This is a genomic window from Chryseobacterium sp. FR054 (assembly GCF_056844565.1).
The window spans coordinates 809,866-825,439 of record NZ_JBXDSA010000002.1 but is presented as its reverse complement, the minus strand read 5'-3'; the positions used below and the strand labels follow the sequence as shown (position 1 = coordinate 825,439).

5 protein-coding genes are annotated in these 15,574 nt (G+C 40.4%); 2 read left to right on the top strand and 3 right to left on the bottom strand.

Translation table 11 applies throughout. The features are described from left to right. Positions 1–88 precede the first annotated feature (88 nt). From AC106S_RS11080 to dnaE, 3 genes are all read right to left on the bottom strand, one after another. On the bottom strand, positions 89–2,092 hold the full coding sequence (locus AC106S_RS11080; RefSeq protein WP_482439129.1) for a T9SS type A sorting domain-containing protein: 2,004 nt from the start codon (positions 2,090–2,092) through the stop codon (positions 89–91). A 114-nt stretch (positions 2,093–2,206) separates the two neighbouring features. Continuing rightward, complete coding sequence (locus AC106S_RS11075; protein ID WP_482439128.1) at positions 2,207–5,680, bottom strand: T9SS type A sorting domain-containing protein; 3,474 nt, start codon at positions 5,678–5,680, stop codon at positions 2,207–2,209. A 344-nt stretch (positions 5,681–6,024) separates the two neighbouring features. After that, the gene (dnaE, locus tag AC106S_RS11070; RefSeq protein WP_482439127.1) at positions 6,025–10,692 is read right to left on the bottom strand and encodes a DNA polymerase III subunit alpha; all 4,668 of its coding nucleotides are present in this window, start codon (positions 10,690–10,692) and stop codon (positions 6,025–6,027) included. 267 nt (positions 10,693–10,959) lie between these two features. Between dnaE and AC106S_RS11065 the strand changes: the two genes are divergently transcribed. Together AC106S_RS11065 and AC106S_RS11060 are read left to right on the top strand one after the other, a co-directional pair. Beyond that, positions 10,960–13,080, top strand: coding sequence for a S8 family peptidase (locus tag AC106S_RS11065; RefSeq protein ID WP_482439126.1), 2,121 nt, complete (start codon positions 10,960–10,962; stop codon positions 13,078–13,080). Positions 13,081–13,377: 297 nt separating this feature from the next. After that, on the top strand, positions 13,378–15,504 hold the full coding sequence (locus AC106S_RS11060) for a S8 family peptidase (protein WP_482439125.1): 2,127 nt from the start codon (positions 13,378–13,380) through the stop codon (positions 15,502–15,504). Positions 15,505–15,574 lie beyond the last annotated feature (70 nt).

The window sequence follows — 15,574 nt, the reverse complement described above, 5'->3', positions numbered from 1 at the left end:
AATTAATAATAATTACGCATAATTTATTAATAAATATCAGCCTTTAGGGCTGATATTTATTAAATAATTAAAAATAACTAATTTTATACTATTTTTTAATAACTTTAATCGTTTGCATTGATCCATCTTTCATTTTTAACGAAATAAAATACATTCCCTGTTTTAAATCTCCCAAATGAAGTACAGAAGATGGTGCAGCTATATTTTTCACCTGTCTTCCGGAACTGTCAGAAACAGTGATGGACTGTACTTTTGAAATATCTGTAATATTAAGTGTTTCGCTAAACGGATTCGGATATGCCCTGATCTTCTCTTTTTCCACGGACACTTCTGAAGTTCCGAGAGAACCGTTTTTAATTGCAATGGTAAAGGCTCCTTCCATATTATCCGATGAACTGCTGTAATGGCCTACGTTCACATAATAAACGGTTCCGGCCGTTGTAGGAACAGAAATGGTTTCCGCTCCTCCTGAGCCTCCCAGATCCGCAGTTCCCACGCATTCCAGGTTCCCACAGCTTCCACTGTATACCCCGATCTCAGGGTCAAAGCTACTTCCTGAAGGTAAGGTAACCGAAATATCAAAAGTATTCCCGTTGCCTGTAAATGTAAACCATGTTCCGTCATTCATTCCACTACCTGTACAGGTCTCAATAAACCCGTCATTATTGGTAGCTCCTGCCGCATCCGTCTGAGTATAGCTATAAGGGAATGCTGTTGCAGCCAAAGCTCCTGAACAGGCATCATTGGCCGGTGCGGGAGGCAGCGTCCCTATGCATATATCAAAGGTAATCCTCTCATTATAACTGCTGAATACCCTGATGTAATAAGTTTCACCCGGAGTAAGCCCGCTCACAACCTGATAGTCTTCATAATCTGAACATACGATATTGGTAAGTGTGCCGCATGAACCGCTGAACACCTCAAAAAGAGCTCCGTCATATCCGCTGAGGGTATTAACATTACTTACGGTAACAACATGAGATTCACCTGTTGCTGTAAATTTATACCATACATCATCATCCGGTTCACCATCACAAGGATCAACCCCCGAATCCGTGGCTTCCACAGTATGGCCTGACATTTTACTGCCGCAGTTCATATCCGGATTTACCGTTAACGTTACCGCTCCTGAACATTCATCGTTCACAGGAGCAACTACGGGAAGTGTGCCTATACAGAGATCAAAAGTAACATATCCGTCCTCATCTCCGAATACCCGTACATAGTAGGTTTCTCCGGGAGTTAATCCGGTAAATACACGAGAACTCTCATACTCTGAGCATCCGATACTGGACAAAGTTCCGCATGCTCCGCTAAATACTTCAAAAATTGGATAATCATAACCAAAAATAGAATCCGTGTTGCTCAGTGAGACAATGTGAGAAGTCCCTACTGCAGTAAACTTATACCAAACATCGTCATCAGGCAGGCCTTCTTCACACGGATCAACTCCCGAATCGGTAGCCCCCATTGTAGTTCCGGACGTTTTATTACCGCAAAACAGATCTGCATTCACAGACAGGGTTACTGCTCCTGAACAATCGTCATTTGCAGGAGGTGAAGGAAGCATTCCTACACAGATATTAAAATTCTGAGCCCTACCCTCTCCGTAATAACTGTAAACCCTGATGTAATAAGTTTCTCCCACAGTAAGCTCTCTCACAATGTTTTCTTCAGGATCTGAGCATTCAATACTGGTGAGGTTACCACAGGTTCCGCTAAACACCTGGAAATACATATCTGTTGAATTCTCGCTTCCTACCGAAACGATATTTCTGAGAGAGATGACATGAGTGGAAGCTGTTGCTGTAAATTTATACCAGACATCATCATCAGGATTTCCGTAGCAGGTATCAGGATCCCAGCCTGAATCCGTAGCATCCAGGGTTGTTCCCGCAACGGAAACACTACAATTCATATCTGAATTCACAGTAAGCTGTACTGCATTCTCACAATCATCATTAGCCGGAGGGTTCCATGCTTTATTCCGGGCCTTAAATTCTTTCTTATCCGGAGAGAGATTTCCTGTCTCTACCCGGGCATTCATGGATATACTTATCAGAAGCATACTCCAAAATAAAATTCTTTTCATATTATTTTTAAGTTTAAATTTTTCGTTAAATTAATAATTTATTTGAATATATCGTAAAAAAAATAGCGACCTATTAGGCCGCTATTCATAAAACACTGATTAATACTAAAAAATTTATTTTTTAATAGTTTTTACTGTCTGTACAGATCCGTCTTTCATTTGCAGAGAAATCAGATACATTCCCTGCTTCAAATCTCCAAGCTGAAGAACAGAAGAAGGACTGTCGATTGTCTTCACTACTCTTCCTGAAATATCGATCACAGAAACTGATTTTACGTTCTTCACATCTGAAATATTCAGAACATCAGCAAAAGGATTTGGATATACTTTTATTGCTTTTTGATTAAGTGCTGTTTCACCTGTTGCAAGATTAGGATCTTTTTCCGCATAAGCCAGGAATCCTGTATAATCAGCAGAAGCTGCTGCGGTAGTAGACTGGATCGTGTTAGGAGAAGTAGATGTGCCGGCGGCAAAAGTTCCGGTGTTACCAAGTACTTTTGCATAAACACCTGAAGCTGCCGGAGCCATTACAGGAAGGCTGATATTCTGAATACCTGCCTCTCCAAGTCTCACATTAATGCTTGTGATTGTTCCGGAAACCAGTGGAGCTTCCCATCTTTTTGCAGAAAGATTAACAAGACCGGTTTCAGCTGTTCCTGAGTTTGAATCGAAAGCTTCTGCTTTCATATTGGAAACAGCGGTAGTAGCCGGAGATAACCAAACTGGCGCATACGTTGTTTTTCCTACCGGATAATGTACATAGCTTGTATTGTTATTAGCAATAGTTCTGGCAAAAGGTCCGTTAATATAGGCTGAATTTGATCCACCTGATAAAGTTCCTGTTGCAGTTGCAGTTCCTAAAGTCAGTAAATTAACAGAAGTCGTATTTACCTTTCCTGCTGTAAGTGTTAGAGTTCCGCTTACTGATAATGGAACATTTAGTGTAACTCCACCAGCATTTGAGTTGTTGATTGTAAGACTGGCAATATTAGCAGTAGCAGTTGTTGCTGCGTTTCTGAATACTCCTGTTCCTGATATGCTCTGAGCCTGGGTTGAAGCCTCCAAATTAGTACCGGTAGCAGAAGCCATCTGTAAAGTACTGGTACTTGTATATGTACCATTGTTCACCAGATTACCCCCTACTGCAAGTACTGATCCTCCTGCATATTCTGAGCCGGAGAATATAGTTACGTTTCCTTTAACCGGTGTAGTATAAGGAATCGTTACATTTCTGTTGGTACCTGTCAGGGTGTTTATTTCAAGATTACCTAAATTAAGTCTTCCTGTACTTGTATAGGTATCCATTTTGAACTGGGCAGCACTGTTTCCTCCTGCATCGGTGGATACTCCGTTTCCTAACTTCAGGGTATGAGCAGTGGAAACTTCTACGCTGGAGCTATTACTATAAGAGAAAGCTGATGTAGAAGTAGAGTTTGCATGAGGGTCTACCACCGTGAAATTACCACCTGTCCAGTTAATGTTACTGGTGCTAAGCAGAACGATTGGAGTTCCTGAAGCTACTGAAGTTGCCGAAGCACCTCCATCATTACCATCCACAACAATTTCCCCTCCGGACTGATTAAATGTAGATGCAGATGTACTGTTGATGTTACCATTTACATTCAGTGTACCTCCGGAAACAGTAAGTGTTCCATTATTAGCCAGTACATTATTTTTATTGGTACATCCCACGGTAAGATCTCCTGAAGCGATGGTAAGAGTTCCTCCTGTATTAATCGTTACATTTTTAGAAACGCTGGCAGCAGAGTTTACCGTTACATTATGGGTATTGGAAATGATTACAGCATCTGTACATACCGGCACTGAACCTTTATTCCAGGTAGCTGCATTATTCCAGTTTCCGCTCGCAACAGAAGCAAACGGTATATCTGAATTGGCAATACCTATATATAACGGAGCAGCCAGAAGATCAGCCTGAGGAAGGGTTATACGCTGTGCTCCAGGCGTTGTTGTTCCATTCTGATGAGCTCCGGCTAAAGCACTGTTGGCAGTTATTATTCTGCTGTTTCCATTGACAGCAAGAAAAGCTCCCGGCGCAAGCAGGGCCACAGAATAAGAACCTGCACTTACAGATGTTCCTTCATTAGATACAGCCCAGTTTCCGTTATATCTGTCTGTAACGGTATAAGCACCATCTGCAATACTCAGACCTGAAGTCATTGTACCGGCATCGTTGTATATTGCTGCAAGTTCTCCTGCCACAGCTCCCGTAGCGTTAGTTCTGGTAATAAACATAGATCTGTCAACACCTGCTGCTGTTACAAAAGGATATTTGCTTGATGTAGATGTAGGGTCACTTCCCGCACTAATGCTACTTCCCGTTCCGGTAGCCGCCCAGTATCTTGAGAATTTAGCTCCAGGTAAAAACCCTGTTCCGCTTGGAGCAGTAAGAGTATTCCCCGCCGCATTATTTCCGAATGTCATTTTATAGTTTCCTAAATTCACTCTCGCACCGGTCATACTCAGGTTGTAGGCAACCTTAATATTATCGAACGACCAGTTAATGTTAGGAATTGCAGTGCTGGTATTAGAAAAAGTTAAGTTTCTGATGACACCGTTATTAAATGTTCCTGCTCCGGAAACCGACTGTACGGCAGTACCGTTAAGTGTAAGGTTTCCTGAACTTGTGGAACCCACAGAAAGATCCATCGTTCCATCATTAACAATATTTCCGGTTACATTCAGTGTTTTTCCTGTTGTTCCGTTAAAAACATTGAAAACACCTCCCTGGTTTATATTCAGGTTACCATTCACAGCAAACGAACTTGGAGTGGATCCATAAGCTAAAGTTCCTTTTACAGTCAGGTTGTTGGCTCCCATGCTGGATGCATCTATTGTAACCGTATGCCCGGTATTAACAGTGGCATGGTCATAGACTGTTGGTACAGCATTGGCATCCCATGTTGAAGCCGCATTCCAGTTTCCGGTAGCAACCGATACAAAGTTACCCGGAGGGCTTGAAACTAATGTAATATCATCGATAGCAGCAGGAGGCTGTGTACCGTCTGATGAATCATTCCTCCACATAAATACCAGACGCATGGTAACCGGAGCGGAAGAATTTCCAAGAGGGATACTGACGTTCTGATCAGTCCATGAGGCTCCCTTCAAGTTGAATGTCCAGTTATTCGGATAGGTTGTTGTACTTGGTACAGTACCTGCCGCCGGAGTAAAAGTTGCAGGCACCAGATATACTCTCAGATAATCATAAAGAGTAGAAGTACCTTCCCCCTGAACAAGGGTTTTAAAAGTTAAATTAGCCTTTACATCTCCTGCCGGAAAAGTTACATCCTTATACATGAATACCGTAGAGCTACTTGTATCCGTATAAGCATGTGCAAACGGCGCACTTGCGCTATTAGAAACATAAGCAGAATTTGTTCCGGAAAATCCCGCAGTTGCATCAGTACTTACCTGCCATTTGTTGGTTTCTGTACCATTTACAACTGTCCAACCGGTAGTACCGGATTCAAATCCTCCATTATTCACCGTGGGCGATATAAGGGTGGTTTGTGCTGATGACCATATTCCCGCAGTCAGCATACACGTTTGTAAAAGTTTTTTCATACTTCGTAAAATAAAAATTAGGGAGGTAAAAGTAAGTAAATATTTAATCAAATATCAAAATTTATCTTAAAATATTAAATTATAATATTCAAAATACTTATATATTATATCAAAATTTAAACATTAATTTAATTTTAACAAATATTTCACAATATAGAGTTAAAATATAAAATACTGATTATTAACAAATTAAATCAAAATCAATTTAAATCTCTAAGTGGAGAAAAATACAATTTAACATAAAATAATTCCTGATAAATTTTATAGACTATTCACTTTAAACTGCTGAATAAAAACAAAAAAAGCGGCAAAAAGCCGTTTTACATTTCTCCTGTTTTATATTTTTAGTTGAGGTAGAACTCATATTTGTTCAAAAGCTGAATCTCTTTGATCAGATCCCCGTTCAGATCTACGGAATGCTTCATAGACTGTACTTCAATATGGGAATCATCTTCTACATTCCGGATAAAGAATTTCAGTTTCTGATTCCCTTTATTCCTGTCAAGAACTGTTCTGAAGAAATCCAGATCTTCCGGCCTTACATCCATCACATCCATTACCAGAGAAATACTTTTGGCAAATCTTTCGAAAGCTTCCTGCAGCTCAATGACATCGTTTACATTCACAAAAACCCGCCCGTCTTTTACCTGGGCAAATTTTATTTTAAAAATAACAAACCTCTGAACTTCGAGCTTTTCTTTAAGACGCATATAATCCCGGTCTCCCAGCCTGAAAGAATAAGATCCTGAGTAATCTTCAAGGGTAACAAAAGCCACTTTCTCTCCGCTCCGGAATCCATCCTGAACCCTGTATTCGGTGATCAGTCCGGCTACGGTATATTCTTTTCCGCCTCCACCGTTCTCTCTTTCTTTCTGAATGGTTTTCCAGTCTTTCTTTTTCTCCTCAAAAAGCTCTTCCTGTTTACCGGAGAAAGCCTGTTCTTTATAAGCATCTACCTCATCCAGATTCAGGAACATGAAATTTCCTTTGGGTTCAGCCTTTTTCACAGTTTCTTCCACAACTTCCTCTTCTCCGGCAGTGAGATCATCCGATATTATTTCCGTGAGATCCACAGACTCATCCTGGGTATCTGCTTCCAGCACAGGTGCTTCATCTGTTGTTACTTTTTCGTCTTCTCCTTTTTCCAGTACCGCTTTTTTGGAAAGCTGCCCCTGCATGAACTGAAACTGATATTTAAACTCATCCAGCGGATGTGCAGAAAGATAGAATCCTATGATTTCTTTTTCTTTATTCAGCTTATGCATATTCGGCCATTCCGGGCATGGAGCCAGTTTAGGCTGCTCAATCTGTACTTCTTCCGCAAAATCGGCAAACAGGGAGTTTTCCATTTCATGTTTGCTTTCCTGAAAGCTCTGTCCATATCTGATCAGTCTTTCCAGATTGGTTTTCCCGGCCATATCAATATCGAAATACTGACCTCTGTGGAAAACGTCCAGTTCATCAAACGCTCCGGCCAGCACCAGACTTTCCGCTACCCTTTTGTTCATCTGGGAAGGGAGTATTCTTTCGAAGAAATCGTATATATTTCTGAATCTGCCATTTTCTCTTTCCCTGGTAATCGCCTCACTCGGTCCTTCCCCTATTCCCTTGATCGCTCCCAGTCCGAAACGGATCTGTCCTTTTTCGTTTACCGAAAATTTGTACTGCGATTCATTCACATCAGGTCCCAGAACATCTACTCCCATACTTTTACAGTCTTCCATGAACATGGTAATCGAGTCTGTATTGTTAATGTTATTACTCATCACACTCGCCATATATTCGGCAGGGTAATTCGCTTTTAAAAACGCGGTCTGGTAGGCAATAAACGCATAACAGGTTGAGTGGGATTTGTTGAATGCATATTCTGCAAAGGCTTTCCAGTCGTTCCAGATCTTTTCAAGCCGTTCTTCATTCAGATTATTCTTTCTTCCTCCTTCAATAAATTTAGGGTACATTTTATTCAGAACATCGATCTGCTTTTTCCCCATTGCTTTTCTGAGGGTATCAGCTTCACCTTTTGTAAAGTTGGCCAGCTTCTGTGACAAAAGCATTACCTGCTCCTGATAAACGGTAATTCCGTAGGTTTCTTTTAAATATTCTTCTGTTTCAGGAAGGTCATAGACAATTTCTTCAATTCCGTGCTTCCTGTTGATAAAGTTCGGGATGTATTTGATAGGTCCCGGACGGTACAGTGCATTCATTGCAATAAGATCGGCAAAAACGGTCGGTTTAAGCTCTCTCATGTATTTCTGCATCCCCGGGCTTTCATACTGGAAAATCCCCACTGTTCTTCCCTCTTTAAATAGCTGATAGGTTTTTGTATCATCCAGCGGAATAAGATCCGGATCAATATCAAGTCCGTATCTGGCTTTAACCAGTTTTAAAGCATCCTTGATGATGGTAAGGGTTCTTAGCCCCAGAAAGTCCATTTTCAGAAGGCCGGCACTTTCCGCCACCGAGTTATCGAACTGCGAAACCAGAATATCGGCATCTTTTGCCGCAATGGTTACCGGAACAAGATTACTTACATCTTCAGGTGTAATAATAACCCCACAGGCGTGGATCCCGGTATTCCTGATACATCCTTCCATCTTTTTCGCACTTGCAAGAACATCGTGACGAGGATCCCCGGGACTGTCCAGAACAAATCTCATTTCATCAACAAGCATCTGTTCTTCCGGCTTCAGTTTATCGTATTTAGCCAAAGCTTTGGCAATATTCATTCCCGGTGTGGAGGGAATCAGCTTTGCAATATTATTAGTATCGGGAATAGGAACATCAAGCACTCTTCCGGCATCCTTAATTGCAGATTTCCCACCCAAAACAGAGTAAGTAATGATCTGTGCCACCTGGCTCTGTCCGTATTTATCGATTACCCACTTGATAATCTTATCCCTTCCTTCATCATCAAAGTCGATATCGATATCAGGCATTGAAATCCTTTCAGGATTCAGGAATCTCTCAAAAAGGAGATCATATTTAATAGGGTCAACATTGGTAATCCCGATACAGTATGCCACCGCAGAACCAGCAGCAGATCCCCTTCCGGGACCTACCCAGACTCCCATATTCCTTGCTTCATTACAGAAATCCTGTACAATAAGGAAGTATCCCGGATAACCTGTATTCGCAATTACTTCAAGCTCAAAGTCGAGACGTTCTTTGATATCTTCCGTAATCCCCGTCGCTTCATATCTTTTTTTTGCCCCTTCATAAGTAAGATGGGTAAGGTAGGCCATCTCCCCTCTTTTTCCACCGTCTACCTCATCTTCAGCATGGATGAACTCTTCCGGAATATCAAATTTCGGAAGGAGAACGTCTCTTTTTAAAGTATAGGGTTTGAATTTAGCCGTAAATTCTTCATAAGCTTCAAACGCATCCGGATAAGCCAGGAAAGCTTCTTTTATCTCGTCGGAATTTTTAATGTAATATTCTCCTGTTGCCAGACCTCTCCTTTTCCCAAATCCTTTACCAACCGGAGTTGACAGCTTTTCACCGTCTTTGATACAGCTTACAATATCCTGGATATTGGAATCATCTTTATTGGTATAATAGGTTTCATTCTGGGCTAAAATCTTGACGTTATATTTATCTGCAAAATACAGTAAAACCTCATTCAAGTGTTCTTCTTCCGGCAGTTTGTGATTCTGGATCTGAACATAGAAATCATCTTCAAAGGTGTCTTTCCACCATTTGAAAAGTTCTTCCCCTTTCTGCTCACCGGTATTAAGAATTGCATCCGGAATATCTCCGTGAATCCCGGACGTCAGTGCAATCACTCCCTCCTTATACCGGGCGATCAGCTCACGGCTTATCCTGGGAACCCCAAAGTAGAATCCTTTTAAGAAACCGATACTTGAGAGTTTTGCCAGATTTTTATAGCCGTTAAAATCTTTAGCCAGAAGGACAACCTGCGTTCTTCTGTCCGGATCGTCTTTGGTAAACTGCTTCTGCTCATACCGGTCTGAAATATAAAATTCACAGCCAACCACTGGAATCAACGGTTCTGAAACGGGTTCCGGCTCATTAAACTCTTTTCCGTTTTCTTCCGCTTCCTGCTTTTTTGCCAAAAACTCTTTATGTTTTTTCGCGCGGTCTCCATTGGCAGCTTCTACGGCAGAAACAAATTTAAAGGCTCCCATCATATTACCCAGATCCACCATTCCCACTGCTGGAAAATTGTCATCCGATGCTCTTTTAATCAGATCGTTGATGCTTGAAGTAGCGGATAATGTAGAGAAAACACTATGGTTATCAAAATTGAAATACTGCCCGAGATCGATCTCATCAATACTTCCAAAATCCTGTTGCTTTTTCTTGTTATTGAAATCAGCAACCTGTCTTCTGATAACAATACTGAAAGGCTTGACAGGATCCGGATAAAGCGTTTTGAAATAGGCCAGCTGATCTTCAGAAATCTTCAGCACTTCTGAAGGAATCACACCAATCCTCATCATTTCGAAAAAGACCTGTGCCGTGGCATTTACGTCGGCAGCAGCGTTATGCGCTTCATCAAATTTATGTCCGTATAATTTCTCGTAAAGTTCTTCAAGTTTGGGAGGTTTAAATCTTCCCCCTCTTCCTCCGCCAAGCCGGCAGAAATCCGTTCCCAGAATCATGGTATCTGCCCTGGGTTTTTCCTGAAGATTATCTTTTATATTTTTCCTGTAAAACTCAGCTCCTACAATATTATAATCGAATTCTACATTATGTCCGGATACAACTCTTACTCTCTCCAGTACTTTTGAAAATTCTTCCAGAATCTCCTGAAGATCGCGGCCTTCTTCATTGGCAATCTTAGTTGTAATCCCGTGAATCCTGGCTGCGTTAAATGGGATATCATACCCTTCCGGCTTTATAATATAATCCTGGTTTTCAATAAGATTCCCGTCATCATCATGAACCTGCCATGCGATCTGAACCATTCTCGGCCAGTTGTCTGAGTCTGATAGCGGGGCATTGAAATTCTTAGGTAAACCGGTTGTTTCTGTATCAAAAATTAAATACATATAATTTTCTAACTTTTTTAAAAAAGAGAATGTAAAGTTACTTCATTTTTTTCTAAATATTATCTTTCAGTAAAAGCGCATGCAATACAGTTTTTACGAATACATAAAAAAAACAAAATTAAAATATTACTAAAAACAATTCAAAATAACAATTAATCAACAATTAATCAACGTGAAAATTAGAATTATATATATTAAAAAACCTAGTTTATAAATATTTAACACTATCTTTAACCCGTTATAATTTTTAATATTTTATCAGTCATCATGAAGAAACATTTACTTTTGGTCGGCACTTTAGCCTTTGCTTTAATAAGTGCGCAAAACAATGAAGGGTTAAAAAAAGAGTTTGAGAGACAGAACAGAGAAAACAACGCTAAGTTCGATTCTTATGTTGCAAAAGCATACGGAAACAAACGAAGCGCTGAAACTCAGAAAGAAATAGAAGAACAGAGAGCCAGCCTTGCCGGATTTAATCCTGACGGTGAACCTTATTTTCTGCAGAATCAGGATATGAATCAGATTAAGAACTCCAATTCTGATTTTCTTCAGGACGGTATCATAAATGGATTAACCGGATCATTTAACGGCGAGAATATTAAATTTACCGTTTTTGACGGAGGAAGGGTATTTGCAGAACATATATTCTTTAACAATATTCCCAACAGAATTACCAATAAAGAAGCCAGCACAATGAATTACAGCTCCCATTCTACCGGTGTAGCCGGGTTTATCGGAGCAAGGCCCTATACACAAACGGTAAGTTTTACTGATGGCAGTACCAGAACGATCAATTTTCAGGGCATTGCCAAAAATTCAACAATGGACTCCTATACCTATAATACCACTACCTTACCGGGAAACACTTCCACAAGCACAGTATTTCAAAAAATAATAGCAGCGCAACCCAAAATATCCAATCACTCCTACGGAACCAATCAGGGCTGGGCTGAAACAACTGTGAACGGATCTAAGGCCTGGGTCTGGAACGGAGCATTCGGCAGTCCGGATACTTCATATGATTTGCAGGGAACTTATTTTTCAAATGATCAGAATTATGATCAGATCGTTTATAATAACCCTTCCTATATCATTGTAAAATCTTCAGGAAATTATTTTGGATCAGGACCAGACGCTCCGGGGAGTTCCGCCTATCTTAAATACTACAAAAGTAACAATACCCTGGTGCAGTTTGCCGCTACCGACACCCTGCCTGCTGTAAACTGCAGTCTTGGATACGACTGTATCGGTAACGGATCACTGGCAAAAAACATTATCGTGGTAGGAGCTACGGATATTATCACAGCCAATGACGGAAGATATGCCACAGCCGGTGATGTTGTACATTCAGATTACAGCAGTGCAGGGCCAAGAGATGACGGAGGTATAAAACCGGATATTTCAGCTGTCGGAACCAGTGTAGGCAGTGCCGCAACTGCAGAAAATACAACAGGAAGTCAAAGCCTGACTGTTGGCAACGGTACATCCTATTCAGCGCCGGTTGTAACCGGGATTATCGGTCTTTGGACTCAGATCAGCAAACAACTGTTTAACAGCGAATTCAATGCCGCTTCTGCAAAAACCTTAATGATCCATTCAGCTTCCGAAGCGGGAAATGCAGGCCCGGATCCATTATTCGGATGGGGATTTATCAATGCAAAAAAAGGAGCTGAACTTTTAGTGGCCAAATCAAATAATGCAATTATTTTCAATGACGAAACACTTAATAACGGAGGTAATAATAAAAAAGCAGTTCTTGCTTCCGGCAGCGAACCTCTTAAAGTAACCATTTCCTGGATTGACCCGGAATACAAACTGCCTGCAACGGTCACCTGGGCAGATGCATACAACAACAGGGCATCGAGACTGGTGAATGATCTTGATTTAAGAATCATTGATACTGAAACAGGAGTTTCCTATCTTCCGTGGAAATTAAATCCTACAAGCCCGAATACAGCTGTTAAAGGAGACAACAACGTAGACAATGTAGAACAGGTTATCGTTGATGCCCCTGTCGCAGGCAGAAAATACAGAATTGAAGTAACCCACAAAGGAACGCTGGTAAATAATGCTGCCATTCCGGTTACGGCACCCCAGAATTATTCAATTATCGTAACGGGATACACCTCTGTTTTAGGAACCCAGGAAGCCGGAAACCCGGGAGAAATTGCCATAGCACCAAGCATTACAAAAGATATCACCAACATCCTGAAAGCACCTAAAAGATCAGCATACACCATCTATGATCTTTCCGGTAAAAAATTACAGACCGGAATTATCAGCAATGAGAAAGAACCTGTAAATCTGTCTTCCTACACCAAAGGAATTTATATTATTGAAATAAAGACCGGTAAGGGCGTTATTTCTAAAAAAGTGATCAAAGAATAATCATTAATTCAATATTGTCTTTAAAAGGGATATTAACAAAATGTTAGTATCCCTTTCTTTTATGGGTTAATTCCGGCTAAAAAATCTATAAAACAGTTACCTTTTAAACAATTTCTCATAAAATTAAAAACACACATCAATACAATATAAATAAAATTTTGAACCAAAAATTGAAAATTAATTCACATTTTAAACAAAAACAAACAAAATTCACACAAAATAAAGCAACATAATGTTTAATTCATACATTTAAAGACAGAAAATCTTCCAAGTATTCATATTAAACTTATAAACATTATGAAGAAAATCTTTATTTCTGTCAGCACATTGATTATTTCTTTTGCTTATGCTCAAAATAACAATGATGCCTTGAAAAGAGAGTTTGAAAAACAAAACAAAGAGAATAATGAAAAATTTGACTCTTATGTTTCAAAACACCACAGAAGTTCCGCATGGAATACTGAATCACAAAAAGAAACAGAAGAACAGAGAGCCCGCCTTGCCGGATTTAATCCTGACGGCGAACCTTACTTTCTGCAGAATCAGGATATGGATCAGATTAAAAACTCCAATTCTGATTTTCTTCAGAATGGTACTGTAAGCGGATTAACCGGATCGTTTAACGGCGAGAATATCAAATTCACGGTTTTTGACGGAGGAAGGGTATTTGCAGGACATTCATTTTTTAACAATATTCCCAACAGAATTACCAATAAAGAAGCCAGCTCAATGAGTTACAGCTCGCATGCTACCGGTGTGGCCGGATTTATCGGAGCAAGAGCTTATACGCAAACGGTAACTTTTAATGATGGAAGCACCAAAACGATCAATTTCCAGGGTATTGCCAAAAATTCAACAATGGACTCTTATTCTTTTAACACTACTATCTTACCGGGAAATACCTCTACAAGTACAATATTTCAAAAAATACTTGCAGCACAACCTAAAATATCCAATCATTCCTACGGAACCAACCCAGGCTGGATTGAAGCACTCGTGAACGGATCTGCGGCCTGGGTATGGACCGGAAAATTCACCAGCCCGGATACTTCATATGATTTACAGGGAACCTATCATACGAATGATCAGAATTATGATCAGATCGTTTATAACAATCCTTCCTATATCATTGTAAAATCTTCAGGAAATTCCTTCAAATCAGGGCCGGGATCTCCCGAAACTGCCGGCTATCTTAACTACTACATAAATAATTCCAGCCCGGTACAGTTTGCTGCCACAGACACCCTGCCTGCTGTAAGCTGCAGTCTTGGATACGACTGTATCGGCACCGGATCCGTGGCAAAAAACATTATCGTGGTAGGAGCTACGGATATTATCACAGCCAATGATGGCAGGTATGTTACAGCTGCTGATGTTGTACATTCAGATTACAGCAGTGCAGGGCCAAGAGATGACGGAGGTATAAAACCGGATATATCAGCTGTCGGAACCAGTGTAGGCAGTGCCGCAACTGCAGAAAATACAACAGGAAGTCATAGCCTGATTGTTGGCAGTGGTACATCCTATTCAGCACCGGTTGTAACCGGAATTATCGGTCTTTGGACTCAGATCAGCAAACAACTGTTTAACAGCGAATTCAATGCCGCTTCTGCAAAAACCTTAATGATCCATTCAGCTTCCGAAGCGGGAAATGCAGGTCCGGATCCGTTATTCGGATGGGGATTTATCAACGCAAAAAAAGGAGCTGAACTTTTAGTGGCCAAATCAAATAATACAATTATTTTCAACGATGAAATATTAAACAACGGAGGTAATAATAAAAAGGCAGTTCTTGCTTCCGGCAGCGAACCACTTAAAGTAACCATTTCCTGGATTGATCCGGAATATAAGCTACCTGCAAATATAGCCTGGGCAGACGCACACAACAACAGGGCATCGAGGCTGGTGAATGATCTTGATTTAAGAATCATTGATACTGAAACAGGAGTTTCCTATCTTCCGTGGAAATTAAATCCAACAAGCCCGAATACAGCTGTTAAAGGAGACAACAACGTAGACAATGTAGAACAGGTTATCGTTGATGCCCCTGTCGCAGGCAGAAAATACAGAATTGAAGTAACTCATAAAGGAACACTGGTAAATAATGTTGCCTCTCCGGTTACGGCACCCCAAAATTATTCAATTATTGTAACGGGGTATACCTCCATTTTAGGAACCCAGGAAGCCGGAAACCCAGGAGGAATTACCGTAGCACCAAGCATTACAAAGGATATCACCAACATCCTGAAAGCACCTAAAAGATCAGCATATACCATCTATGACCTTTCCGGTAAAAAATTACAGACCGGAATTATCAACAATGAGAAAGAACCTGTAAATCTGTCGTCCTACACCAAAGGAATTTATATCATTGAAATAAAAACTGAAAAAGATATCATTTCTAAAAAAGTGATCAGGGAATAAGCTCCTGATCCTGGGATTCCATACAAAATACTAACACTTGTTAGTATTTTGTTTTTTTATGTATATTTGC

Coding starts and splice junctions, on each gene's coding strand:
- AC106S_RS11080 (WP_482439129.1), bottom strand. CDS start 2,092: ATGAAAAGAATTTTATTTTGGAGTATGCTTCTGATAAGTATATCCATG.
- AC106S_RS11065 (WP_482439126.1), top strand. CDS start 10,960: ATGAAGAAACATTTACTTTTGGTCGGCACTTTAGCCTTTGCTTTAATA.
- dnaE (WP_482439127.1), bottom strand. CDS start 10,692: ATGTATTTAATTTTTGATACAGAAACAACCGGTTTACCTAAGAATTTC.
- AC106S_RS11075 (WP_482439128.1), bottom strand. CDS start 5,680: ATGAAAAAACTTTTACAAACGTGTATGCTGACTGCGGGAATATGGTCA.
- AC106S_RS11060 (WP_482439125.1), top strand. CDS start 13,378: ATGAAGAAAATCTTTATTTCTGTCAGCACATTGATTATTTCTTTTGCT.